Origin of the sequence: Enterobacter sp. GD03975, assembly GCF_029838645.1 — a bacterium.
GTDB classification, from domain to species: domain Bacteria; phylum Pseudomonadota; class Gammaproteobacteria; order Enterobacterales; family Enterobacteriaceae; genus Enterobacter; species Enterobacter quasihormaechei.
On the sequence record NZ_JAOBZC010000003.1, the window covers coordinates 296,490 to 319,903 of the forward strand.

General features: G+C 56.5%; 20 protein-coding genes. 12 read left to right on the top strand and 8 right to left on the bottom strand.

Annotated elements, in window-relative coordinates:
• Positions 1–29: 29 nt before the first annotated feature.
• From mnmA to purB, 3 genes are read left to right on the top strand one after another with little or no spacing between them, the layout of a single operon-like run.
• A complete protein-coding gene (gene mnmA / locus N5C09_RS07760) occupies positions 30–1,142 on the top strand; it encodes a tRNA 2-thiouridine(34) synthase MnmA (protein WP_063449034.1) in 1,113 nt (370 codons plus the stop codon).
• A 27-nt stretch (positions 1,143–1,169) separates the two neighbouring features.
• Positions 1,170–1,799, top strand: a complete 630-nt coding sequence (gene hflD / locus N5C09_RS07765; RefSeq protein WP_006809213.1) for a high frequency lysogenization protein HflD — start codon at positions 1,170–1,172, stop codon at positions 1,797–1,799.
• Between the two features lie 19 nt (positions 1,800–1,818).
• Positions 1,819–3,189, top strand: a complete 1,371-nt coding sequence (purB, locus tag N5C09_RS07770) for an adenylosuccinate lyase (RefSeq protein ID WP_279748797.1) — start codon at positions 1,819–1,821, stop codon at positions 3,187–3,189.
• 86 nt (positions 3,190–3,275) lie between these two features.
• On the opposite strand, the gene N5C09_RS07775 is transcribed toward purB, so the two are convergent.
• Positions 3,276–3,668, bottom strand: coding sequence for a hypothetical protein (locus N5C09_RS07775; protein WP_172807016.1), 393 nt, complete (start codon positions 3,666–3,668; stop codon positions 3,276–3,278).
• 414 nt (positions 3,669–4,082) lie between these two features.
• Between N5C09_RS07775 and phoP the strand changes: the two genes are divergently transcribed.
• The 3 genes from phoP (at position 4,083) to N5C09_RS07790 (ending at position 7,431) form a co-directional block, all read left to right on the top strand.
• A complete protein-coding gene (gene phoP, locus N5C09_RS07780; RefSeq protein ID WP_026094318.1) occupies positions 4,083–4,754 on the top strand; it encodes a two-component system response regulator PhoP in 672 nt (223 codons plus the stop codon).
• Positions 4,755–6,218 (top strand): two-component system sensor histidine kinase PhoQ, encoded by a 1,464-nt coding sequence (phoQ, locus tag N5C09_RS07785; RefSeq protein WP_063866389.1) that lies wholly within the window; start codon positions 4,755–4,757, stop codon positions 6,216–6,218.
• Between the two features lie 91 nt (positions 6,219–6,309).
• Positions 6,310–7,431, top strand: coding sequence for a cupin domain-containing protein (locus tag N5C09_RS07790; protein WP_112791733.1), 1,122 nt, complete (start codon positions 6,310–6,312; stop codon positions 7,429–7,431).
• Positions 7,432–7,517: 86 nt separating this feature from the next.
• Here N5C09_RS07790 and N5C09_RS07795 read toward each other — a convergent pair whose 3' ends face one another.
• Positions 7,518–8,009 (bottom strand): transposase, encoded by a 492-nt coding sequence (locus tag N5C09_RS07795; RefSeq protein WP_279748798.1) that lies wholly within the window; start codon positions 8,007–8,009, stop codon positions 7,518–7,520.
• Positions 8,010–8,111: 102 nt separating this feature from the next.
• On the bottom strand, positions 8,112–9,335 hold the full coding sequence (gene pepT / locus N5C09_RS07800) for a peptidase T (RefSeq protein WP_063866386.1): 1,224 nt from the start codon (positions 9,333–9,335) through the stop codon (positions 8,112–8,114).
• Positions 9,336–9,572: 237 nt separating this feature from the next.
• Here pepT and potA point away from each other — a divergent pair, with 237 nt between their 5' ends.
• From potA to potD, 4 genes are read left to right on the top strand one after another with little or no spacing between them, the layout of a single operon-like run.
• A complete protein-coding gene (gene potA / locus N5C09_RS07805; RefSeq protein ID WP_165498414.1) occupies positions 9,573–10,721 on the top strand; it encodes a spermidine/putrescine ABC transporter ATP-binding protein PotA in 1,149 nt (382 codons plus the stop codon).
• Positions 10,705–11,562, top strand: coding sequence for a spermidine/putrescine ABC transporter permease PotB (gene potB / locus N5C09_RS07810; protein WP_063449041.1), 858 nt, complete (start codon positions 10,705–10,707; stop codon positions 11,560–11,562). Before potA ends, potB begins: the two co-directional genes overlap by 17 nt.
• Complete coding sequence (gene potC, locus N5C09_RS07815) at positions 11,559–12,350, top strand: spermidine/putrescine ABC transporter permease PotC (RefSeq protein WP_015570805.1); 792 nt, start codon at positions 11,559–11,561, stop codon at positions 12,348–12,350. Before potB ends, potC begins: the two co-directional genes overlap by 4 nt.
• Entirely contained in the window at positions 12,347–13,381 is a 1,035-nt protein-coding gene (gene potD / locus N5C09_RS07820; protein WP_063449042.1) for a spermidine/putrescine ABC transporter substrate-binding protein PotD, read from the top strand. Before potC ends, potD begins: the two co-directional genes overlap by 4 nt.
• 34 nt (positions 13,382–13,415) lie before the next feature.
• Here potD and cobB read toward each other — a convergent pair whose 3' ends face one another.
• Genes cobB through lolC form a run of 5 tightly spaced genes read right to left on the bottom strand, consistent with a single transcriptional unit; the run spans position 13,416 to position 18,355 of the window.
• The gene (cobB, locus tag N5C09_RS07825; protein WP_063449043.1) at positions 13,416–14,237 is read right to left on the bottom strand and encodes a Sir2 family NAD+-dependent deacetylase; all 822 of its coding nucleotides are present in this window, start codon (positions 14,235–14,237) and stop codon (positions 13,416–13,418) included.
• Between the two features lie 14 nt (positions 14,238–14,251).
• Positions 14,252–15,163, bottom strand: coding sequence for an N-acetylglucosamine kinase (nagK, locus tag N5C09_RS07830; protein WP_279748799.1), 912 nt, complete (start codon positions 15,161–15,163; stop codon positions 14,252–14,254).
• Between the two features lie 54 nt (positions 15,164–15,217).
• The gene (lolE, locus tag N5C09_RS07835) at positions 15,218–16,462 is read right to left on the bottom strand and encodes a lipoprotein-releasing ABC transporter permease subunit LolE (protein WP_063449045.1); all 1,245 of its coding nucleotides are present in this window, start codon (positions 16,460–16,462) and stop codon (positions 15,218–15,220) included.
• Positions 16,462–17,163, bottom strand: a complete 702-nt coding sequence (lolD, locus tag N5C09_RS07840; RefSeq protein WP_032624471.1) for a lipoprotein-releasing ABC transporter ATP-binding protein LolD — start codon at positions 17,161–17,163, stop codon at positions 16,462–16,464. Before lolD ends, lolE begins: the two co-directional genes overlap by 1 nt.
• A complete protein-coding gene (gene lolC / locus N5C09_RS07845) occupies positions 17,156–18,355 on the bottom strand; it encodes a lipoprotein-releasing ABC transporter permease subunit LolC (protein ID WP_063449046.1) in 1,200 nt (399 codons plus the stop codon). The genes lolD and lolC overlap by 8 nt, the downstream gene beginning before the upstream one ends.
• 256 nt (positions 18,356–18,611) lie before the next feature.
• Between lolC and N5C09_RS07850 the strand changes: the two genes are divergently transcribed.
• Both N5C09_RS07850 and mfd read left to right on the top strand, forming a co-directional pair.
• Positions 18,612–19,685 (top strand): acyltransferase family protein, encoded by a 1,074-nt coding sequence (locus tag N5C09_RS07850; protein WP_279748800.1) that lies wholly within the window; start codon positions 18,612–18,614, stop codon positions 19,683–19,685.
• Positions 19,686–19,830: 145 nt separating this feature from the next.
• Positions 19,831–23,277, top strand: a complete 3,447-nt coding sequence (gene mfd / locus N5C09_RS07855; RefSeq protein WP_102749694.1) for a transcription-repair coupling factor — start codon at positions 19,831–19,833, stop codon at positions 23,275–23,277.
• Positions 23,278–23,414: the final 137 nt, after the last annotated feature.

Sequence of the window (23,414 nt, forward strand, 5' to 3'; positions counted from 1 at the left end):
GCCTTGAAGTTCAATGTCGTGAGTATTCCATGTCAGATAACAGCCAGAAAAAAGTGATCGTCGGCATGTCCGGCGGTGTCGATTCCTCCGTTTCCGCCTACCTGTTGCAGCAACAGGGCTATAAGGTGGAGGGCCTGTTCATGAAGAACTGGGAGGAAGACGATGGCGAGGAATACTGCACTGCCGCTGCGGATCTCGCCGATGCGCAGGCCGTGTGCGATAAGCTCGGCATCGAACTGCACACCGTTAACTTTGCCGCAGAATACTGGGACAACGTCTTTGAGCTTTTCCTTGAAGAGTACAAAGCGGGCCGCACGCCGAACCCGGATATCCTGTGCAACAAAGAGATCAAATTCAAAGCCTTCCTGGAATTCGCCGCTGAAGACCTGGGCGCGGATTACATCGCGACCGGCCACTACGTGCGTCGCGCGGACGTGAATGGCAAAAGCCAGCTGCTGCGCGGACTGGACGGCAACAAAGATCAGAGCTACTTCCTTTATACGCTGAGCCACGAACAGATTGCCCAGAGCCTGTTCCCGGTCGGCGAACTGGAAAAGCCGGAAGTGCGTAAAATTGCTGAAGAGCTGGATCTGATCACCGCGAAGAAAAAAGACTCCACCGGTATCTGCTTTATCGGCGAGCGTAAATTCCGCGAATTCCTGGGCCGCTATCTGCCTGCACAACCGGGCAAAATTGTCACCGTTGATGGCGACGAAATCGGCCAGCATCAGGGACTGATGTACCACACCCTCGGCCAGCGCAAAGGTCTGGGTATTGGCGGCACCAAAGACGGCAGCGAAGATCCGTGGTACGTGGTCGACAAAGACGTCGAGAACAATATTCTGGTGGTGGCTCAGGGTCACGACCACCCGCGCCTGATGTCCGTTGGACTTATCGCGCAGCAGCTGCACTGGGTCGATCGCGAGCCGCTGAAAGGCACGCTGCGCTGCACCGTGAAAACGCGCTACCGCCAGACGGACATCCCTTGCACCGTAACCGCACTGGATGACGACCGCATTGACGTGCGTTTCGACGAGCCGGTTTCCGCCGTTACCCCTGGCCAGTCAGCTGTTTTCTACAGCGGCGACATTTGCCTCGGCGGTGGGATCATTGAACAGCGCCTGCCGCTGCCTGCTGTTTAAACCGTTTGCACACATAAAGGAGACCGTGTGGCGAAGAACTACTACGACATCACCCTGGCGCTGGCGGGAATTTGCCAGTCAGCCCGTCTGGTGCAACAACTGGCGCATCAGGGTCATTGCGACGCCGATGCCCTGCACGTTTCACTTAACAGCGTTATCGATCTCAACCCGGGCTCCACGCTGGGCGTCTTTGGCGGCAGTGAAACTAACCTTCGTCTCGGTCTTGAAACCCTGCTCGGCGTGCTCAACGCCAGCAACCGTCAGGGATTGAACGCGGAACTGACCCGCTATACCTTAAGCCTGATGGTACTGGAACGTAAGCTGAACGCGGCAAAAGGGGCAATGAATACCCTGGGCGACCGCATCGCCGGGCTACAGCGCCAGCTCGACCATTTTGACCTCCAGTCTGAGACCCTGCTGAGCGCGATGGCGGGTATCTACGTCGACGTGATTAGCCCGCTCGGCCCGCGTATCCAGGTCACGGGTTCTCCTGCCGTATTGCAAAGCCCACAGGTGCAGGCGAAGGTTCGCGCCTCGCTGCTGGCAGGCATTCGTGCCGCGGTGCTGTGGCAACAGGTCGGCGGTGGCCGCCTACAGTTAATGTTTTCTCGTCATCGCCTGACGACTCAGGCAAAACAAATTCTTGCTCATTGTTAACCTCCCGGAGTTGCGAATTATGGAATTATCCTCACTGACCGCCGTATCCCCTGTCGATGGACGCTACGGCGATAAAGTCAGCGCGCTGCGCGGGATCTTCAGCGAATATGGCCTGCTGAAGTTCCGTGTTCAGGTTGAAGTACGCTGGCTGCAAAAGCTGGCCGCCCAGACAGCAATCAAGGAAGTTCCTGCTTTTGACGCAAAGGCAAACGATTACCTTGATAAAATCGTTGCTGAGTTCAGCGAAGAAGATGCCGCGCGCATTAAAACCATTGAACGCACCACCAACCACGATGTGAAAGCGGTTGAGTACTTCCTGAAAGAGAAAGTGGAAAGCGCCCCTGCCCTGCACGCGGTATCTGAATTTATTCACTTCGCCTGCACGTCTGAAGATATCAACAACCTGTCTCATGCGCTGATGCTCTCCACCGCGCGCAAAGAGGTGGTTCTGCCTTACTGGCGTAAAATCATTGATGCGGTGAAAGCCCTGTCCGTGGAGTACCGCGACATTCCGCTGCTGTCCCGTACGCACGGCCAGCCGGCAACCCCGTCCACCATGGGTAAAGAGATGGCGAACGTGGCGTACCGCATGGAACGCCAGTATCGTCAGCTGGAGCAGGTTGAGATCCTCGGCAAAATCAACGGCGCGGTAGGTAACTACAACGCCCACATCGCCGCGTACCCGGAAGTGGACTGGCACCAGTTCAGCGAAGCGTTCGTGACTTCTCTGGGCATTCAGTGGAACCCGTACACCACCCAGATTGAGCCGCATGACTACATTGCCGAGCTGTTTGACTGCATCGCGCGCTTTAACACCATCCTGATCGACTTCGATCGCGACGTCTGGGGTTATATCGCCCTGAATCACTTTAAGCAGAAGACCATCGCCGGGGAAATCGGTTCGTCCACCATGCCGCACAAGGTGAACCCAATCGACTTTGAAAACTCCGAAGGTAATCTGGGTCTGGCGAATGCCGTGTTGCAGCATATGGCGAGCAAGCTGCCGGTATCCCGCTGGCAGCGCGACCTGACCGACTCCACGGTGCTGCGTAACCTGGGCGTGGGCATTGGCTATGCGCTGATCGCGTATCAGTCTACCCTGAAAGGCGTGAGCAAACTGGAAGTGAACCGCGACCGTCTGCTGGACGAACTGGATCACAACTGGGAAGTGCTGGCGGAGCCGATTCAGACCGTGATGCGTCGTTACGGCATTGAAAAACCGTATGAGAAACTCAAGGAGCTGACCCGCGGTAAACGCGTTGATGCTGAAGGTATGAAGCAGTTTATCGACGGTCTGGCGCTGCCAGAAGAAGAAAAAGCGCGCCTGAAAGAGATGACCCCGGCAAACTATATTGGCCGTGCCATTACCATGGTTGACGAGCTGAAGTAATCGCCCTCCCCCTTTCCATCCGGAAAGGGGGCTGCTTTTCAACATCGTGCCGACGTTTTCATGCCTCGTTACAGGCTTTGCCGGGATTAAAGCCTGCTGTCAGATTGATTGTTATTTTTTGTCGTGGAATAACTTTCCGGAATATAGCGTTTCAGGCCAAACGGGCACAGCCTGAACTGGCACGGCGTCTCAACGGTGCACGGGCGATCCATCTCCTGCCGGTTCCCTGGACACGCATTTTTCTTTTTGAAACCCATCCAACCTATTGATGTAAAGGGCATTGCCTGCGCTATCCATACTCTTCGGCGTCGGTCGTTAATCAGGATCCCCTGGCTTGAGGTGGTGATGATTTCACCTGCACGAACGTAATAATCCCCTTTAAGCCACAGGATGTAATTCAGGCCATAATGTGTTTCAACCTTGCAAAAGAGGGTACCGCTTTCGGGGCTCGCAATAGTCTCAACAACCTTCCATTCCATAAATGCCTCTTTACTCGATAAATTGCTGTTTAGTTGTGTAAAAATGCTGATTTACTGGTACATATTATGCGGATCTAATTTCGCACCATAAAATAAGCGTAGACAAAGATGGAAAGATCGAAAACATCCTTACAAAAAAAAAGGGCAATATTTACAAAACTTGCCCGCAGCTTAAGTACCTCGCGGGATTTGTACCCCCCTCAATGCCCGTTCTGGCAAAAATGCCGCGCGCCCTCAACAGTTAATAAACAGATGGCTGTTTTATCCGGAATGCGGAAGCTTGCGAAAACAAGTCGGTTTATATTACTCGCGCTTTTTTAGGGCATGAAAAAACCATTTAATTTCATCACGCTGGTGTCAACCTGGATAATCAGCGTTAAACTATTCATACCATTTATATAGGGAGAAGTGATGATGCGCGTACTGGTTGTTGAGGATAACGCATTGCTACGTCATCACCTGAAAGTTCAGCTTCAGGAGATGGGCCATCAGGTGGACGATGCCGAAGACGCAAAAGAGGCCGATTATTATCTCAATGAACACCTGCCGGACATCGCCATCGTCGATTTAGGGCTGCCGGATGAAGATGGATTGTCCCTTATCCGCCGCTGGCGTAGCCATGACGTTTCGCTGCCGGTGCTGGTGCTGACCGCTCGCGAAGGCTGGCAGGACAAGGTTGAAGTATTGAGCGCAGGCGCGGACGACTACGTTACCAAACCCTTCCATATTGAAGAGGTTGCCGCGCGTATGCAGGCGCTGCTGCGCCGTAACAGCGGGCTGGCGTCGCAGGTGATCTCTCTGCCGCCGTTCCAGGTGGATCTCTCCCGCCGCGAATTTTCCATTAATGATGAAGTGATCAAGCTGACCGCATTCGAATACACCATTATGGAAACGCTGATCCGTAACAACGGTAAAGTGGTGAGCAAGGACTCCCTGATGCTTCAGCTTTATCCGGATGCCGAGCTGCGCGAAAGCCATACCATTGACGTACTGATGGGCCGCCTGCGCAAAAAAATTCAGGCGCAGTACCCGCACGACGTGATCACCACCGTGCGCGGTCAGGGCTACCTGTTCGAATTACGCTAAATGAAAGGGATTTTGCGCCACATATTACCCCTTTCGCTGCGGGTTCGCTTTCTGCTGGCAACCGCCGCCGTCGTGCTGGTGCTGTCGCTCTCCTACGGAATGGTGGCGTTGGTCGGGTACAGCGTAAGCTTCGATAAAACCACCTTCCGCCTGCTTCGCGGCGAAAGTAACCTGTTTTATACCCTGGCGAAATGGGAGAACAACCAAATCACCGTCGAGATGCCGGAAAACCTGAACCAGCAGAGCCCGACGCTGGCGCTGATCTACGATGAAAAAGGCAAATTGCTGTGGGCGCAGCGTGATGTTCCCTGGCTGAAAAAACGCATCCGTCCGGAATGGCTGAAAACCAACGGATTTCACGAAATAGAAGCCGACCTCAACTCGACCAGCATCCTGCTGCGTGACGATCGGGCGTTACAGAACAAGCTCAATGAGATCCGCGCCGAAGATGACGACACGGAGATGACCCACTCGGTGGCCATCAACCTGTATCCCGCTACCCTGAACATGCCGCAGCTGACCATTGTGGTGATCGATACCATACCGGTTGAGCTAAAACGCTCGTATATGGTCTGGAACTGGTTCGTGTACGTTCTGGCTGCCAACCTGCTGCTGGTAATCCCTCTCCTGTGGGTCGCTGCGTGGTGGAGCCTTCGTCCGATTGAGTCCCTCGCCAAAGAGGTGCGCGAGCTGGAGGAGCATCACCGCGAGAAGCTGAACCCGGAGACCACGCGCGAGCTGACCAGCCTGGTGCGCAACCTCAACCGCCTGCTGAAAAGCGAACGTGAACGTTACGACAAGTATCGCACGACGCTCACCGATCTTACGCACAGCCTGAAAACCCCGCTGGCGGTGATGCAAAGTACCCTGCGTTCCATGCGCAGTTCGAAAATGAGCGTGGATGACGCCGAGCCTGTGATGCTGGAGCAAATCAGCCGAATTTCACAGCAGATTGGTTATTACCTGCACCGCGCCAGCATGCGTTCCGGAAGCGCCCTGTTGAGCCGCGAGCTGCACCCGGTAGCCCCGCTGCTGGATAACCTCACTTCTGCGCTGAACAAGGTATACCAGCGTAAAGGGGTCAATATCAGCCTGGATATCTCACCGGAAATTAGCTTTGTCGGCGAGAAGAATGACTTCATGGAAGTGATGGGGAACCTGCTCGATAACGCCTGTAAGTATTGTCTGGAGTTTGTCGAGGTGTCCGCGCGTGTAACGGATAACGAACTGCATATTATCGTTGAGGACGATGGTCCTGGCATTCCCCGTAATAAACGCGAAGTTGTATTTGACCGGGGTCAGCGCGCCGATACGCTGCGTCCGGGCCAGGGCGTGGGGCTGGCCGTCGCCCGGGAAATCGTCGATCAGTACGACGGCAAGATCGAAACCGGTGAAAGTTTGCTGGGCGGCGCCCATATGGAGGTCATTTTTGGCCGTCAACAGCCCGTATCGAACGATAGTTAACCCGGAATGTGAAAAATACGCAGATCTCGCCCCCAGGGTTCTTTGCTTCCGTTATAATCCGTCTCAGTAAGAGCCTGCGGAAAACAAAAATATGGATTATCAATTAACGCTTAACTGGCCCGATTTTATCGAACGTTACTGGCAAAAACGCCCGGTCGTTCTGAAACGCGGGTTCAGCAATTTTATCGACCCTATTTCCCCTGACGAACTCGCGGGTCTGGCGATGGAAAACGAGGTGGACAGCCGTCTGGTGAGCCACCAGGACGGAAAATGGCAGGTCAGCCACGGTCCATTTGAAAGTTACGATCACCTGGGCGAAAGCAACTGGTCTTTACTGGTGCAGGCGGTCAACAACTGGCACGAACCCACCGCAGCCTTAATGCGCCCCTTCCGCGCCCTGCCGGACTGGCGAATGGACGATCTGATGATCTCCTTCTCCGTTCCCGGTGGCGGCGTCGGTCCGCATCTGGATCAGTACGACGTGTTTATCATTCAGGGTACCGGTCGCCGTCGCTGGCGCGTGGGCGAAAAGGTGCCAATGAAGCAGCACTGCCCGCACCCTGACCTGCTTCAGGTCGATCCGTTTGAAGGGATCATAGATGAAGAGCTGGAGCCGGGCGACATTCTGTATATCCCGCCAGGCTTCCCGCATGAAGGCTATTCGCTGGAAAACTCGCTGAACTATTCGGTCGGTTTCCGCGCGCCAAGCGGCCGCGAGATGATCAGCGGGTTTGCTGATTATGTTTTACAGCGCGAGCTGGGCAGCTACCGTTACAGCGATCCGGACGTTCCGGCGCGTGAGCATCCGGCAGATATTCTGCCAGAGGAGCTGGATAAGCTGCGCGGTATGATGCTGGATCTGATCGGCGAACCGGATCACTTCAGACAGTGGTTTGGCGAGTTTATCAGCCAGTCGCGTCATGAACTGGACGTCGCACCGCCAGAGCCACCGTATCAGGCAGATGAAATTTATGATGCGCTCCAGCAGGGCGATAAGCTGGTTCGTCTGGGCGGATTACGCGTGCTGCGCATTGGCGAAGAGGTATTCGTCAACGGCGAGCGTCTGGACTCCCCGCACCGTCCGGCGCTGGAAGCGATTGCCAGCCATATGGTGCTGTCTGCGGATACCTTTGGCGACGCGCTGGACGATCCGTCGTTCCTCGCCATGCTGGCCGCGCTGGTGAACAGCGGGTACTGGTTCTTTGAAGACTGAATCGCTTTAATGCCCGGTGGCGCTTCGCTTACCGGGCCTACGATCGGAATGTAGGCCGGGTAAGGCGTAGCCGCCACCCGGCTTTTTTACTTCCGCTCCCCCGCCGCAAAATCCTCCTCCTCACCCGCCCACTCTGCGGGATATAGCCCTTCAAGCACATCCCGATGAAACGTTGAATAGGGCCAGTCAATGACTTTGCTGACATAGCCATGCTTCAGCGGATTGATGTTGACGTAATCCCTATGCCGCCGGTAATCCTGTTCATTGCGAATGGTGTGTTCCCAGAAACGCGGTTGCCAGACGTGGCGCATCTCAATGCTGCGGCTGAACGTTTTTTTGATGTCGCGCCAGCGCGCCGAAAAGTCACTGTCCCCTTCCGGTAAGGTCCAGATACAGTGCATATGTTCAGGCAGGACAACCCAGGCGTTAATGGTGAAGGGCTTAGCACGCTTAACCGCGGCGGTAGCGGAACGCAGGCTTTCGATGTGGCGAGTAAGCAAATCGCTCTGGCGGTTTTGCAGATTGACGGTGAAAAACCAGGTCCCACCGGGGATGTAATGGCGGCGGTAGTTTGACATAGGCACTCCTTGCCGATTGCCCGGTGGCGCTGCGCTTACCGGGCCTACAAAATCAATGAACGTAGGCCGGGTAAGGCGTAGCCGCCACCCGGCATAACACGGCTACCGCTTCGCGGTTAACTCGGCTATTCGCACAATCACCTGCACCGCTTTCTCCATCCCTTCCAGCGTTACGAACTCATGCTTACCGTGGTAGTTATACCCGCCGGTAAACAGATTCGGGCACGGCAGGCCCATAAACGACAGCTGCGAACCATCGGTTCCACCCCGGATCGGCTTCATCACCGGCTCGATGTCACAATCGCGCATCGCCTGCCGGGCGATATCCAGAATGTGCGGATGCTCCACCACCTTCTCGCGCATATTGTAATAGCTGTCTTCAATGATGAGCTCAATATAGCAATCCGGATGCAGCCCCTTGCCGACCTTTTTCGCGATCTCCATCATCTTACGCTTGCGCGCCTCAAAGGCTTTGCGGTCAAAATCGCGGACAATATAGTGCATCTGCGCGCTATCCACGGTCCCCTTGATGCTGGTCAGATGATAAAAACCCTCATACCCTTCCGTCATCTCCGGGCTCTCTTCGGCGGGAACTTCCGCATGAATACGCGCGGCCAGCGACAGCGCGTTCACCATCACTCCTTTCGCAGAGCCCGGGTGGACGTTATTCCCGACGATTTTGATCGTCACCGATGCTGCGTTAAAGTTTTCATACTCCAGTTCGCCCACGCCGCCGCCGTCGACCGTGTACGCCCACTGAGCGTTAAACGCCTCAACGTCAAAGTGTTTCGCGCCCTTACCCACCTCTTCATCCGGCGTGAAGGCGACGCGAATATCGCCGTGCGGGATATTTTGTCCCTTCAGCACCGCCAGCGCCGTCATGATTTCGGCGATACCCGCTTTGTCATCGGCGCCCAGCAGGGTTTTGCCATCGGTGGTAATTAACGTCTGCCCCAGCAGCTGGTGCAGCACCGGGAACATCACCGGCGACAGCACTTCGTCACCAATCCCCAGCGCGATATCACCGCCGCGGTAGTTTTCAACAATCTGCGGATTAACGTGTTTACCGCTAAAATCAGGTGAGGTATCGACATGAGAAATAAAGCCAATCGCCGGGATATCGCCCTCAACGTTGGCCGGCAGCGTTCCCATCACGGTACCTTTTTCGCTCAGCGTGACGTTGACCAGCCCCATGGCCTCAAGCTGCTCTTTCAGCAGGTTGAGCAGCTTCCACTGGCCTTCGGTGCTTGGCACCTGTCGGACACCCGGCTTAGATTGGGTATCCAGCGAAACGTAATGTAAAAAACGCTCAAGTAGTTTATCCATGCAGTCACCCTCACTTTTTGTGACAACATTATCAGTAAGCAGCAAAACGCAAATATTGCGTCAGGTCACTTTTATCCCGCAAACGAGAACTTTTTACGTTTATATCGTTCTGCGTTAATAAATGTAGCTTATGAATAAGTGAGAAGGATTGGCGATTCAATGGGTTTGCCGTAGAATGTCCGCCCTCATTACGAGTCACCAAGGTGGTTACACACAAACCCCGCTTCAGTCTGCTGCCTGAGGCGTCTATATGGGACAGCGCGAAAATTGAATACACAACCCCGTTCCCTTTCACCGCTGGTGCAACTGGAACGAATTCGTAAAAGTTTTGATGGCAAAGACGTCATTTCCGACCTGAATCTGACCATCAATGACGGTGAGTTTCTCACGCTGCTTGGCCCCTCCGGCTGCGGCAAAACCACCGTCCTGCGCCTTATCGCCGGGCTGGAAAGCGTCGATAACGGCCACATCCATCTTGAGAACCAGGACATTACCCAGGTTCCTGCCGAAGATCGCCACGTCAATACCGTCTTTCAGAGCTATGCCCTGTTCCCGCACATGACCGTGTTTGAGAACGTGGCGTTTGGCCTGCGGATGCAAAAAACAGCGGCCAGCGAGATCCCGCCCCGCGTCACCGAAGCCCTGCGCATGGTACAGCTGGAAGAGTTTGCCCAGCGAAAGCCGCATCAGCTATCCGGCGGACAGCAGCAGCGCGTGGCCATCGCCCGCGCCGTGGTCAACAAACCGCGCCTGCTCCTGCTGGATGAATCCCTCTCCGCGCTGGACTACAAGCTGCGCAAGCAGATGCAGAACGAGCTGAAAGCGCTTCAGCGTAAGCTCGGCATCACGTTCGTGTTTGTTACTCACGATCAGGAAGAAGCCCTGACCATGTCGGACCGTATCGTGGTGATGCGCGACGGCAAGATCGAGCAGGACGGCACGCCGCGTGAAATTTACGAAGAGCCGAAAAACCTGTTCGTCGCCAGCTTCATTGGTGAAATCAATATTTTCAACGCCACGGTGATTGAGCGTCTGGACGAGCAGCGCGTGCGCGCCAACGTGGAAGGCCGCGAATGCAACATCACGGTGAACTTTGCCGTGGAAAAGGGACAAAGGCTCAACGTCCTGCTGCGCCCGGAAGATCTCCGCGTTGATGAGATCCACGACACGGCTGACGCCGAAGGTCTGATCGGTTACGTTCGCGAACGCAACTATAAAGGCATGACCCTCGAATCCGTGGTCGAACTGGAAAACGGCAAAATGGTGATGGTCAGCGAGTTCTTCAACGAGGACGATCCGGACTTCGACCACTCGCTGGATCAGAAGATGGTCATCAACTGGGTAGAAAGCTGGGAGGTTGTACTGGCTGATGAAGAACACAAGTAAGTTCCAGAATGTGGTGATTGCCACGATCGTCGGTTGGCTTGTGTTGTTTGTCTTTCTACCCAACCTGATGATCATTGTAACCAGCTTCCTGACCCGCGACGACGCGAACTTCGTCGCGATGGTCTTTACGCTGGACAACTACGCGCGTCTGCTCGATCCGCTCTACTTTGACGTGCTGCTGCACTCGCTCAACATGGCGCTGATTGCCACCGTTGCCTGCCTGGTGCTGGGGTATCCGTTCGCGTGGTTCCTGGCTCGCCTGCCGCAAAAAGTGCGTCCGCTACTGCTGTTTTTACTGATTGTGCCCTTCTGGACCAACTCGTTAATCCGCATCTACGGGCTGAAGATCTTCCTCAGCACCAAAGGTTATCTGAACGAGTTTCTGCTGTGGCTGGGGATTATCGATACGCCGATCCGCATTATGTTCACCCCGAGCGCGGTGATCGTCGGCCTGGTCTATATCCTGCTGCCGTTTATGGTGATGCCGCTCTACTCCAGCATTGAAAAGCTTGATAAACCGCTGCTGGAAGCCGCGAGAGACCTGGGGGCCAGCAAGCTGCAAACCTTTATCCGCATCATTATTCCGCTGACCATGCCGGGCATTATCGCCGGCTGTCTGCTGGTAATGCTGCCGGCGATGGGCCTGTTCTACGTGTCGGACCTGATGGGCGGGGCGAAAAACCTGCTGATCGGCAACGTGATCAAGAGCCAGTTCCTGAACATCCGCGACTGGCCGTTCGGCTCGGCCACCAGCATTACGCTGACGGTGGTGATGGGGCTGATGCTGCTGGTCTACTGGCGTGCCTCGCGCTTGCTGAATAAGAAGGTGGAGCTGGAATGATCGGTCGACTGCTTCGCGGCGGTTTTATGACCGCCATTTATGCGTATCTCTATATTCCGATAATCATTTTGATCGTGAACTCGTTTAACAGTTCACGCTTCGGGATCAACTGGCAAGGGTTTACCACCAAATGGTATGGCCTGCTGATGAACAATGACAGCCTGCTCCAGGCCGCACAGCACTCGCTCACGATGGCGGTGTTCTCTGCCACCTTCGCGACGCTGATTGGTTCGCTGACCGCCGTGGCGCTGTACCGCTACCGTTTTCGCGGTAAGCCGTTCGTCAGCGGCATGCTGTTTGTGGTGATGATGTCCCCGGACATCGTGATGGCCATTTCACTGCTGGTGCTGTTTATGCTGCTGGGCGTCCAGCTCGGTTTCTGGTCGCTGCTGTTCTCGCATATCACATTCTGCCTGCCGTTTGTGGTGGTGACCGTCTACGCGCGTCTGAAAGGGTTCGACGTGCGCATGCTTGAAGCGGCGAAAGATCTGGGTGCCAGCGAGATGACTATTCTGCGCAAAATCATCCTGCCGCTGGCGATGCCTGCCGTGGCAGCCGGGTGGTTGCTCAGCTTTACCCTGTCGATGGACGATGTGGTCGTGTCCTCCTTCGTCACCGGGCCGAGCTATGAAATTCTGCCGTTGAAGATCTACTCAATGGTTAAAGTCGGTGTTTCACCCGAAGTGAACGCGCTGGCGACTATTCTGTTGGTGTTATCGCTGGTTCTGGTCATTGCCAGCCAGGTTATTGCTCGTGATAAAACAAAATCTCAGGGGACACAGAAATGAAAAAAATGCTTGCCGCTGCGGCGCTGGTGCTTGGCATGGGTGCCGCGCACGCTGATGACAGTAAAACGCTCTATTTCTACAACTGGACCGAGTATGTGCCGCCGGGCCTGCTGGAGCAGTTCACCAAAGAGACGGGCATCAAGGTGATCTATTCCACCTATGAGTCGAATGAGACCATGTATGCCAAGCTTAAAACCTACAAAGATGGCGCGTATGACCTGGTGGTGCCCTCGACCTATTTCGTCGACAAAATGCGCAAAGAGGGCATGATCCAGAAGATCGACAAAACGAAGCTAACCCATTTTTCAAACCTCGATCCTGAGATGCTGAACAAACCGTTCGATCCCAACAACGACTACTCCATTCCCTACATCTGGGGCGCGACGGCAATTGGCGTCAACAGCGACGCCGTCGATCCAAAAACGGTTTCCTCATGGGCCGACCTGTGGAAGCCGGAATACAAAAGCAGCCTGCTGTTAACCGACGATGCGCGCGAAGTGTTCCAGATTGCGCTGCGTAAACTCGGCTATTCCGGCAACACCACCGATCCGAAAGAGATCGAAGCGGCGTATAACGAACTGAAAAAGCTGATGCCAAACGTGGCGGCGTTCAACTCCGATAACCCGGCTAACCCGTATATGGAAGGTGAAGTGAACCTGGGGATGGTCTGGAACGGCTCGGCGTTCGTTGCGCGTCAGGCCGGGACACCGCTGGAGGTGGTCTGGCCAAAAGAAGGCGGGATCTTCTGGATGGACAGCCTCTCAATTCCGGCTAATGCGAAAAACGTGGATGGCGCCCTGAAGCTGATTAACTTTCTGCTGCGCCCGGACGTGGCAAAACAGGTGGCGGAAACCATTGGCTATCCGACGCCGAACCTGGCCGCGCGGAAGCTGCTAAGCCCTGAAGTGGCGAATGATAAATCGCTTTATCCGGACGCTGAAACCATCAGCAAAGGGGAATGGCAGAACGACGTCGGTGACGCGAGCCGCCTTTATGAAGAGTATTATCAGAAGCTGAAAGCCGGTCGTTAATGCATAACGGGCGACGCAAGTTCGCCCGTTACCCTTACAGCCCCTTCAGGAGTTTATCCACAAAGGCCGGCACCACTTCGCTTGCCAGACCGTAATGCTTCTCTTCAAACTCGCTGCCGACCTGGCTTGGCTCCAGATTGAGCTCCACCGTATGGGCACCTTGCAGTCGCGCTTCGTGCACAAATCCCGCCGCCGGATAGACATGGCCTGAGGTACCAATGGCGATAAAGACGTCCGCCATGGCCAGGGCACTGTAGATCTCATCCATTCCCAGCGGCATTTCGCCAAACCAGACCACGTGCGGACGCAGACGCGAAGGAAACTGGCAGCAGTGGCAGCGGTCTTCGTCCAGCACGTCCTCTTTCCAGTCCAGCACCTGACCGCTCCATGCGCACCGCACCTTGAGCAGTTCGCCGTGCATGTGAATGACGTTGCGGTTACCGGCTCTTTCGTGAAGATTGTCGATGTTTTGCGTCACCAGCAGAAAACGATCTCCCAGCGCCTCCTCCAGCTTTGCCAGCGCCAGGTGCGCCGCGTTTGGCGCAATCTCCGGCTGCTGAAGCTGACGACGGCGGGCGTTATAGAACGCCTGAACCAGCGCCGGATCGCGGGCGAAACCTTCCGGCGTCGCCACATCTTCAACTCGGTGTTCTTCCCACAGCCCGTCCGCCGCGCGGAAGGTCTGAATACCGGACTCGGCGGAAATCCCCGCCCCGGTCAACACCACCACTCTGGGTTTATCCATCGCTTCTGGCATCATCCTGTCTCTGAAAAAGATCCGCTGACGCAGGCGTTCACGTAAGCGGCGTTTATTTTTGCGAAAACGGCTGAGTCGACCCTGGCGACGCGACAGCATAGTAACCTCGTAAACTAATCGGTGAGATGAAGGAATGCGGCTCCGCGCATGCCTCCTGCGTCCCCGTGTCGCGCACGCTCAATGCGCGGCACGCGGGCGACCGGCAATAAATGTCGGGGCAGACGCCCGGACAACTGTTCCGTAATCGCAGTGAAGTTTGACAGCCCTCCCCCAATCACCAGCAGCTCCGGGTCGACGATGGTCAGGATGTTGCCCAGACACACCGCCAGCAGGTCGAGATAGCGTTCAACGTGCTCTCGCGCCTGCGCATCCCCTTGTTCCCACAAGGTAATGATTTGGGGGGCCTCAAGTTTCTGATGATAGAAGTGTTCATACAGCCATGCAAACCCCCGTCCCGACAGATAGTTTTCAATGCAGCCGTGCTGACCACAGCCGCAGCGGGTAAGCGGGAAATCGCGCCCGACCACGTCCAGCGCGTCCACCGGCAGACGAATGTGGCCAAATTCGCCGGTGATGTAGCTGCGTCCGGTAATGGGCTTGCCGTTAATGACAATCCCGCCGCCGACGCCCGTCCCGAGGATCAGCCCCATCACCAGCGGATAGCGACGAAACTCGTCGTCCCAGGCTTCGGAAAGGGCAAAGCAGTTGGCATCGTTGTCTAAGCGCACGTCGCGTTGAAGGAGGGCTGAGAGATCGGCGCGCAGCGGCTTGCCGCTGGCAGCGGGAACGTTGGCGGCATACAGCGTGCCGTCGTCGGTTTCGGGCATACCCGGAATTCCAATGCCGACGCTGCCCTTGACGCCAAACCGCTCATCCGCCTGCGCTACCAGCGCGGCGATAGTGGTTAAAAATTCATCGTAGCTTTCACGCGGCGTGGGTACGCGCGTTTCCCACCGGAGTGTGAGATCGTTATCAAACACGCCGAGCGCAATCTTGGTGCCGCCAATATCAAATCCGTAATACATGATGCATTCCTCTGCTTGATTCAGCGGCCCAAAGACCGCTAAACCATGACGAAATTACTGGCCACTTAATACCCTCGCCGGATCGATACGGCTTGCGCGACGCGCCGGATACCAGCTTGCCAGCAGACTCAGTAAAAGTGCTGTAACCAGCACATAAATAACGTCCAGCCAGTGCAGTTCAGACGGCAGGAAGTCAATAAAATAGATATCGCCGGACAGGAACTGATGGCCGATAAGCGTTTCAATCCCGTTGATAATCGGCGTCAGCTGAAGGGACACCACCACGCCGATGACCACGCCGCAGAGGCTGCCAAACAGCCCCGCCAGCAAACCGTACCAGACGAAAATGGCGCGAATAAGACCGTCTTTTGCCCCTAAGGTACGCAGCACGGCGATGTCGCCGCTCTTATCCTTAACGGCCATAACCAGCGTCGAGACGATATTGAAGCACGCCACCCCAATCACCAGCACCATCGCCAGATACATAATCGCGCGGATCATCTGGATATCGCGGTACATATAGCCGTAAGTGCCTATCCAGCTTTTGATGTAGACGTAGCTATTGGTCACGCTGCCGGCATCACGCACCAGCTTATTGGCGTTGAAAACGTCGTTAACCTTAATGGCAATCCCCGTCACGCTGTCGCTCATGTCCAGGTACTGACGGGCATCTTCCAGCGGCACCATGGCGAAGCTATGGTCGAGCTGGCCGCTTAGCTGCAAAATACCGGTCACGTGCAGACGCACGCGTTTAGGCTGCTGCAATTTGTGGTCGGCGCTGGCGTTCGGGATCATGATCGATACCCAGTCGCCCTGCTTCACCTTCAGCGCGTCGGCAACGCCTTTACCCATGATGATCTGCTGCTCGCCGGCCTTAAAGTTTGCCCATGCGCCATTTTGCACGTAGCGCGGCAGCGCGCTCAGACGTGCTTCCTGACGAGGATTTACCCCTTTCACCTGGATGGCGCGCAGGTTTACCCCGCTCTCCACCAGCCCGGTAAAGTTGATGTAAGGTGCAGCAGCCGCGATGCCCGGCACTTTTTCCACTTTGTTCAGGGCATCCTGCCAGTTGGACCACGGCTGGTTAACCGGCTCGATTTCACCGTGAGGAACAACGGCCAGAATGCGGTTATTCAGTTCACGCTCAAAGCCATTCATGGCGCTTAAGCCGACGATCAGCACCGCCACGCCCAGGGCAATGCCGATGGTGGAGATCACGGAGATAAGGGATACCATCCCACTCCGGCGACGACCGCGGCTAAAGCGTAACCCGATGAGTAACGATAACGGTGAAGCCATTACTCCGCTCCCATCAGCGTCAGTTCTGCGTTCAGACGACCGTCGCGCATTTCCAGCTGACGGCCCATCCGCTTAGCCAGCTGCAAATCGTGGGTCACCACCAGAAACGCGGTACCCTGCGCGGCGTTCAGTTCGCCGAGAAGCTGGAAAATGCTGTCTGCGTTACGCGCATCGAGGTTACCTGTCGGTTCATCCGCCAGCACCAGACGCGGGTTGTTGACCAGCGCGCGGGCGATCGCCACACGCTGACGCTCACCGCCGGAAAGCTCGGACGGACGGTGATTACCGCGATGTCCCAGCCCTACCGCGTTTAGCATGTCGCTGGCGCGGGCATTAATTTCCGCCGGTTTCTTTTTACCAATCAGCAGCGGCATCGCCACGTTTTCCAGCGCCGTGAAGTCCGGCAGCAGATGGTGGAACTGATAGATAAAGCCCAGTTCGCGGTTACGCAGCTCGGCTTTCGCCGTTGATGACATTTTACTCAGCGGCTGTCCGGAGAAGATCACATCGCCTTCGGTTGGAGTGTCCAGCCCGCCCAGCAGGTGCAGCAGCGTACTTTTGCCGGAGCCGGAGCTGCCGACAATCGCCATCATCTCGCCTTCACCCACGCTAAAGCTCACATTGTGCAGCACGTCGGTCTGCACAGCGCCTTCCTGATAGCGTTTGGACAGGTTGTCGCACTGCAACAGGATCTTATTCATAACGTAAAGCCTCAGCGGGTTGAGTGGCGGCAGCCCGCCAGGAAGGATAAAGCGTAGAAAGCAGCGCAATGGCCATCGCGGCCAGCGCAATACCGACCACCTGTAGCGGCTCGATAGCCACCGGCAGCGCCGCGCCATCAAGCAGCGCGCCGATGATCGGCATCAGATTGTTGAGCTGGCTGGCGAGCAGCGCGCCCAGCGCCGCCCCGAGCAGCGCACCGATGATGCCGGCGCTGGCGCCCTGAACCATAAATACCGCCATGATCTGACGCGGGGTCAGGCCCTGGGTTTGCAGAATGGCGACTTCGCCCTGCTTCTCCATCACCATCAGCCCCAGCGAGGTGATGATGTTAAACGCGGCAACGGCCACGATCAGGCTTAGCAGCAGCCCCATCATGTTTTTCTCCATGCGCACGGCCTGGAACAGCTCGCCTTTACGATCGCGCCAGTCCTGCCATTTCGTCCCTTCCGGTAACGCCTGCTGGCTAAGAGTGTCTACCTTCAGCGGCGCGTCAAGCCACAGACGCCAGCCGGTAATATTGCCCGCCGGGTAGCGCATCAGACGCGAGGCGTCCTGAATGTTCACCAGCATCTGGTAACCATCGACTTCGCTGTTCGCCGCAAACGTGCCAATCACGTTGAACAGGCGCTGGCTTGGCAGACGCCCCATCGGCGTAAACTGGCTGGCTGAGGGCACCATCACGCGCAGCCGATCGCCACGGTTAACGCCAAGCTGCCCGGCCAGCTGCTCGCCGAGGATGACGTTATATTTACCCGGTTCGAGGTCGGTTTGCTTCACGTTAACCAGGTACGGCGTCAGCGGATCTTTTTGCGCCGGATCGATACCGAGCATCACCCCGACCGCCACGCTGCGGGCGCTTTGCAGCACCACATCGCCCGTTGTAAGGGGCGCAACGCGGGTGACACCCTGTAACTTCACCGCGCTTTCCGGCAGCTGTTGCGGGTTAACGGAACCCTGAGTGGAAGAGAGAACGGCCTGCGGCATCAGCCCCAGGATATTGTTTTGCAGCTCGCGCTCGAAGCCATTCATGACGGAAAGCACCGTCACCAGTGCCATCACGCCAAGCGTAATGCCAATAGTCGAAAGCCAGGAGACAAAGCGACCGAAGCGGTCCGCGGCGCGCCCACGCATGTAACGTAAGCCTATGAAGAGTGCGACAGGTTGATACATGAAATCCGTCTGTTTGCTGATAGCAGACCCACGAGTATATAAGCGAATCCGTTAAGCGTAAATGACTGAAACCGTAAGATTCGGTAATCATTTTTCCGAAAAATTCAGATAAATCATCATGCTACTGACCGAACTTCCGCCAGACAGCCTCCACCTTTTCCGAAAATCGTCCTGATACAGACTGTTACCCGTTACATCAGGGCTTCATTTTACAACAATCGGCGTTTCGTTTATGGCAACAAGGTCGTCACGCACCATGAAACAAAAAGCATTATGGATTAACCAGATAAAAGGCCTGTGCATCTGCCTGGTGGTAATTTACCACTCGGTGATCACCTTTTATCCTCACCTGGACGGGCTACAGCATCCGCTATCAGGCCTTCTCGCCAAATGCTGGGTCTACTTTAACCTTTACCTCGCCCCGTTCCGTATGCCGGTATTTTTCTTCATCTCCGGCTACTTGATCCGCCGATACATTGACGAGGTGAACTGGCGCTCCAGTCTCGACAAGCGCATCTGGAGCATCGTCTGGGTGCTGGCGCTGTGGGGCGTACTGCAATGGCAGGCGCTGACCCATCTGAACGCCTGGCTCGCCCCCGAGCGTGAACTGGCAACCTCATCCAATGCGGCCTACGCCGATTCCGTTTCAGAGTTTGTGCTGGGGATGCTCACGGCCAGCACCAGCCTGTGGTATCTGTACGCGTTAGTGGTTTACTTCACGCTCTGTAAGCTGCTGAGCCGCTGGAAACTGCCGATGCTGGGGGTTCTGGCGCTGGCAAGTGTCGCCATTAACTTCCTGCCGCTGCCGTGGTGGGGAATGAACAGCGTCGTGCGCAATATGATCTACTACAGCCTCGGCGCATGGTACGGCGCGCAGCTGATGGCGTGGATGAAAGGGTTGAATCTGCGCCGCAGCTGGCTGGCACTCATTGCCTCTGCCGCGCTGTCCGTGGTGCTGTGGTTCGCTAACGTCCCTCTGCCGCTCTCTCTGCTGTCGATCGTGGTCATCATGAAACTTTTCTACAGCATTGAGCAGCGTTATGCCGTTCACCCCAATAATCTGCTGAACGTCATCGGGTCGAACACTATCGCGATTTACACCACCCACCGCATTTTAATTGAGGCGTTTAGCCTGATCCTGATCGGTGAAATGAATGCGGCGTACTGGCCGGTCTGGGCTGAACTTGCGTTGATTCTGGTCTATCCGTTTATCAGCCTGCTCGTCTGCACGCTGGTCGGGCTGGGGGCTCGTAAGCTCTCCACCGCTCTCTTTGGCGATTTTTTCTTCTCCCCACCCGCGCGTGTTTCATCCGTGCCCGCTACCCGCTAACCTGCCCCGCCCCCGTCCGGGGGCTCTTTTCCTCTTGTGCGGTTACGATTTGCTAATGCAAAACGATCGAGGATAATAAAGACATTGCGTATCAGTGATATGCCCCAATACTGTTGGTATATCCCCAAGAGACTCTGACATAGCCATGCCTGAACACTATCGTTATTCCCTGCCTGTTAAACCAGGCGATCAACGCCAGCTCGGCGAACTGACGGGCGCGGCCTGCGCCACTCTGGTGGCGGAAATTGCCGAGCGGCATCCTGGGCCGGTGGTGCTGGTTGCCCCTGACATGCAAAACGCCCTGCGCCTGCACGATGAGATCCGCCAGTTCACCGACAGCCTGGTCTTCAGCCTGGCCGACTGGGAAACGCTTCCCTACGACAGTTTCTCTCCGCATCAGGAGATTATCTCCTCGCGCCTGTCGACGCTGTACCAGCTTCCCACCATGCAGCGCGGCGTACTGATTGTGCCGGTAAATACCCTGATGCAGCGCGTTTGCCCGCACAGCTACCTGCACGGCCACGCGCTGGTGATGAAAAAAGGCCAGCGCCTGTCGCGCGATGCCCTGCGCGTGCAGCTGGACGGCGCTGGCTATCGTCATGTCGACCAGGTGATGGAGCACGGTGAGTACGCGACGCGCGGCGCGCTGCTGGATCTCTATCCGATGGGCAGCGATCAGCCGTATCGTCTGGATTTCTTCGACGACGAGATCGACAGCCTTCGCGTGTTCGACGCCGACACCCAGCGCACGCTGGAAGAGGTGGAATCCATTAACCTGCTGCCCGCCCATGAGTTCCCGACGGATAAAACCGCCATCGAACTGTTCCGCAGCCAGTGGCGCGACAGGTTCGACGTGAAGCGCGATGCTGAACATATCTATCAGCAGGTCAGCAAGGGCACCCTGCCAGCCGGGATCGAATACTGGCAGCCGCTGTTCTTTAACGAGCCGCTGCCGGCGCTGTTCAGCTACTTCCCGGCAAACACGCTGATTGTGAATACCGGCGATATCGACGCCAGCGCCAGCCGCTTTGAAAGCGAGACGCGCGCCCGCTTTGAAAACCGGGGCGTGGACCCGATGCGTCCGCTGCTGCCGCCGGAAATGCTGTGGCTGCGTACCGATGAGCTCAACGCCGAGCTGAAACGCTGGCCGCGCATGCAGCTCAAAACCGACTCGCTTGCCGATAAGGCGGCGAACACCAATCTCGCGTTCCGTACGCTGCCCGATCTGGCCGTCCAGGCGCAGCAGAAATCCCCGCTGGATAATCTGCGCAAATTCCTTGAGTCCTTTACCGGACCGGTGGTGTTTTCCGTTGAGAGCGAAGGTCGCCGTGAAGCGCTGGGTGAACTGCTGGGACGGATCAAGGTCGCACCAAAACGCATTCTGCGGCTAAGCGAGGCGACCGGTAACGGTCGTTATCTGATGATCGGCGCCGCCGAGCACGGATTCATTGATACGCTCAATAACCTGGCGTTGATTTGTGAAAGCGATCTGCTGGGCGAACGCGTGGCGCGCCGTCGTCAGGACAGCCGTCGCACCATCAACCCGGACACCCTGATCCGCAACCTGGCCGAGCTGCATCCCGGTCAGCCGATCGTGCACCTGGAACACGGTGTGGGTCGCTATCAGGGTATGACCACCCTCGAAGCCGGTGGCATCAAAGGTGAATACCTGATGCTGACCTACGCCAACGACGCCAAACTGTACGTGCCGGTGTCGTCTCTGCACCTGATCAGCCGCTACGCGGGCGGTGCCGAAGATAACGCGCCGCTGCATAAGCTGGGTGGCGACGCCTGGTCACGCGCGCGGCAGAAAGCGGCGGAAAAAGTGCGCGACGTGGCCGCCGAGCTGCTGGACATTTACGCCCAGCGTGCGGCCAAAGAGGGTTATGCGTTTAAGCATGATAAAGAGCAATACCAGCTGTTCTGCGACAGCTTCCCGTTTGAAACTACGCCGGATCAGGCTCAGGCTATCAACGCGGTGCTGAGCGACATGTGCCAGCCGCTGGCGATGGACCGTTTAGTTTGCGGCGACGTGGGCTTCGGTAAAACCGAGGTGGCGATGCGCGCCGCTTTCCTGGCGGTTGAGAACAACAAGCAGGTGGCGGTGCTGGTGCCGACCACCCTTCTTGCCCAGCAACACTTCGACAACTTCCGCGACCGCTTCGCCAACTGGCCGGTGCGTATCGAAATGTTGTCCCGCTTCCGCAGCGCCAAAGAGCAGACGCAGATCCTGGAGCAGGCAACCGAAGGCAAAATTGATATCCTGATCGGTACCCACAAGCTGCTGCAAAGCGACGTGAAGTGGAAAGATCTGGGCCTGTTGATTGTCGACGAGGAGCACCGCTTCGGGGTGCGCCATAAAGAGCGCATCAAAGCGATGCGCGCCGACGTCGACATCCTGACCCTGACCGCAACGCCGATCCCGCGCACCCTGAACATGGCGATGAGCGGCATGCGCGATCTGTCGATTATCGCCACCCCGCCGGCGCGCCGTCTGGCGGTGAAAACCTTCGTGCGCGAGTATGACAATCTGGTGGTGCGCGAGGCGATCCTGCGCGAAGTGCTGCGCGGCGGCCAGGTTTACTATCTCTACAATGACGTCGAAAATATCCAGAAAGCCGCCGACAGGCTGGCAGAGCTGGTGCCGGAAGCGCGCATCGCCATCGGTCACGGCCAGATGCGCGAGCGCGAGCTGGAGCGGGTGATGAACGACTTCCACCACCAGCGCTTTAACGTGCTGGTGTGTACCACCATCATTGAAACCGGGATCGATATCCCGACGGCAAACACGATCATCATCGAGCGCGCGGATCACTTCGGTCTGGCCCAGCTGCACCAGCTGCGCGGCCGCGTCGGGCGTTCGCACCATCAGGCCTACGCGTGGCTGCTGACGCCGCATCCGAAGGCGATGACCACCGACGCGCAAAAGCGTCTTGAAGCCATCGCCTCGCTGGAAGATCTGGGTGCGGGCTTTGCGCTGGCGACGCACGACCTGGAGATCCGCGGCGCCGGTGAGCTGCTGGGTGAAGACCAGAGCGGCTCCATGGAGACCATCGGTTTCTCGCTGTATATGGAGCTTCTGGAAAATGCCGTCGACGCGCTTAAAGCCGGACGAGAACCGTCTCTGGAAGATCTCACCAGCCAGCAGACCGAAGTGGAGCTGCGCATGCCTTCCCTGCTGCCGGACGACTTTATCCCAGATGTCAACACGCGACTGTCGTTCTACAAACGCATTGCCAGCGCGAAAAGCGAAGGCGAGCTCGAGGAGATCAAGGTTGAGCTGATTGACCGTTTCGGCATTCTGCCGGACGCGGCGCGCAACCTGCTGGATATCGCCCGGCTGCGTCAGCAGGCGCAGAAGCTGGGGATCCGCAAGCTCGAAGGCAACGAGAAAGGCGGCATGATTGAATTTGCCGAGAAGAACCACGTCGACCCGATGTGGCTGATTGGCCTGCTGCAAAAACAGCCGCAGCATTTCCGTCTTGATGGCCCGACGCGTCTGAAATTCACCCAGGATCTGACAGAGCGTAAAACACGCATGGACTGGGTGCGTAACTTTATGCGCCAGCTGGAAGAGAACGCTATCGCTTAAAAAATTTGCCCCCGCCAGCGTTCGGCTGGTGGGGGACAATTTACAAACTCTTTGCACTTCGCCCAATCTTCCCGACTATACATTCGCCATACTTATCATTAACGCCTTATAAAACAATAACCTTATCATTTGTATGG

Excerpts from the sequence above, each read along its gene's own strand:
- pepT (WP_063866386.1), bottom strand. The coding sequence starts at position 9,335 with ATGGATAAACTACTTGAGCGTTTTTTACATTACGTTTCGCTGGATACC.
- potB (WP_063449041.1), top strand. The coding sequence starts at position 10,705 with ATGAAGAACACAAGTAAGTTCCAGAATGTGGTGATTGCCACGATCGTC.
- lolC (WP_063449046.1), bottom strand. The coding sequence starts at position 18,355 with ATGTATCAACCTGTCGCACTCTTCATAGGCTTACGTTACATGCGTGGG.
- N5C09_RS07790 (WP_112791733.1), top strand. The coding sequence starts at position 6,310 with ATGGATTATCAATTAACGCTTAACTGGCCCGATTTTATCGAACGTTAC.
- lolD (WP_032624471.1), bottom strand. The coding sequence starts at position 17,163 with ATGAATAAGATCCTGTTGCAGTGCGACAACCTGTCCAAACGCTATCAG.
- phoQ (WP_063866389.1), top strand. The coding sequence starts at position 4,755 with ATGAAAGGGATTTTGCGCCACATATTACCCCTTTCGCTGCGGGTTCGC.
- potC (WP_015570805.1), top strand. The coding sequence starts at position 11,559 with ATGATCGGTCGACTGCTTCGCGGCGGTTTTATGACCGCCATTTATGCG.
- purB (WP_279748797.1), top strand. The coding sequence starts at position 1,819 with ATGGAATTATCCTCACTGACCGCCGTATCCCCTGTCGATGGACGCTAC.
- N5C09_RS07775 (WP_172807016.1), bottom strand. The coding sequence starts at position 3,668 with ATGGAATGGAAGGTTGTTGAGACTATTGCGAGCCCCGAAAGCGGTACC.
- mnmA (WP_063449034.1), top strand. The coding sequence starts at position 30 with ATGTCAGATAACAGCCAGAAAAAAGTGATCGTCGGCATGTCCGGCGGT.
- N5C09_RS07795 (WP_279748798.1), bottom strand. The coding sequence starts at position 8,009 with ATGTCAAACTACCGCCGCCATTACATCCCCGGTGGGACCTGGTTTTTC.
- N5C09_RS07850 (WP_279748800.1), top strand. The coding sequence starts at position 18,612 with ATGAAACAAAAAGCATTATGGATTAACCAGATAAAAGGCCTGTGCATC.
- phoP (WP_026094318.1), top strand. The coding sequence starts at position 4,083 with ATGCGCGTACTGGTTGTTGAGGATAACGCATTGCTACGTCATCACCTG.
- cobB (WP_063449043.1), bottom strand. The coding sequence starts at position 14,237 with ATGCTGTCGCGTCGCCAGGGTCGACTCAGCCGTTTTCGCAAAAATAAA.
- mfd (WP_102749694.1), top strand. The coding sequence starts at position 19,831 with ATGCCTGAACACTATCGTTATTCCCTGCCTGTTAAACCAGGCGATCAA.
- lolE (WP_063449045.1), bottom strand. The coding sequence starts at position 16,462 with ATGGCTTCACCGTTATCGTTACTCATCGGGTTACGCTTTAGCCGCGGT.
- potD (WP_063449042.1), top strand. The coding sequence starts at position 12,347 with ATGAAAAAAATGCTTGCCGCTGCGGCGCTGGTGCTTGGCATGGGTGCC.
- nagK (WP_279748799.1), bottom strand. The coding sequence starts at position 15,163 with ATGTATTACGGATTTGATATTGGCGGCACCAAGATTGCGCTCGGCGTG.